Origin of the sequence: Streptomyces sp. CBMA123 (genome assembly GCF_014596465.1) — a bacterium.
Taxonomy (GTDB): Bacteria; Actinomycetota; Actinomycetes; order Streptomycetales; family Streptomycetaceae; genus Kitasatospora.
Genome location: NZ_MECK01000499.1, coordinates 1 through 1038, shown reverse-complemented (window position 1 = coordinate 1038; position 1038 = coordinate 1). Strand labels below are relative to the sequence as shown.

1 protein-coding gene is annotated in these 1038 nt (G+C 79.6%); it reads left to right on the top strand.

What is annotated here, in order from left to right:
• The coding region (locus tag BG452_RS35230) for a condensation domain-containing protein (protein ID WP_223243190.1) at nucleotides 1-1038 on the top strand (1038 nt) is incomplete at both ends.

The following is a 1038-nucleotide window of genomic DNA, read 5'->3' as shown; positions in this document are numbered from 1 at the left end:
ACCCGGCCCGGCCCCGCCGGCGGCACCCGTCCGGCGGCGCCCGGCGGCGAACTGCTCGGCGCGGCCCGCGAACTGCTCGGTCTCCCGGGGCTCGGCGAGGACGACGACCTCCTCGGGGCCGGCGCCACCTCGCTGGACGTCGTCCGGCTCGCCGCCAGGGCCGGTGCCCGGTCCGGCGTCCGGATCACCGTGGGCGACGTCTACCGCCTGCGCACGGTGGCCGCGCTGAACCGGCACAGCGAGCACGCACCGCCCGCCGACGGCACCGTGCTCGCCACCGGCGGCCCGGCCGCCGACGGCCCGGTGGCGCTGTCCCATGCCCAGCGCCGCTTCTGGATGGCCGAACGCGGCTCCCCGGGCGACGCGGACAACGTCCTGGTCCTGGCCTACCTGCTCACCGGCCCGCTGGACCCGGGCGCCCTCTGGGCGGCCCTGGACGACGTCGCCGTCCGCCACCCCGCGCTGCGCACCGTCCACCCGTGGCTCGACGAACTGCCCGAGCAGCGCGTCCTCGGCGGCGACCGGGCCCGGGTGCCGTTCGCGGTGGTCCCGCCCCCGGCGGGCCCGTCCGGCGCGGAGCCGGCGGCGGTGGCCCGGGCCGTCACCGAGGACTGGTGGCGGCTGCCGTTCGCGCTGGAGGAGGAGATCCCGATCCGGGCCCGGCTGTGCCGGCTGGAGCGGCAGCGGCACCTGCTGTGCCTGCAGATCCACCACATCGCCTTCGACGGCTGGTCGGAGTCCGTCCTGCTGGCGGAGCTGGGCCGGTGCTACCAGGCGCGGCCGGTGGAGCCCGGCGGTGAGAGCGGTTCCGGGCCTGCCCCGGCCGCCTCCTACGCCGACTACGCCCGGTGGGAGCAGGCCGCGGCCGCCCGGTGGACCCGCGAGGAGCTGCCGTTCTGGCGGCGCCGGCTGACGGACGTTCCGCCCCCGGCCTGGCCGGCCCCCGCCCGGGCCGGGGAGGCCCCGCGGATCGAGACGCTGACCGTGCTGCCGGGCGAGGTCGTCGAGGGCGCCGCCCGCGCGGCCCGGCGGTACGGC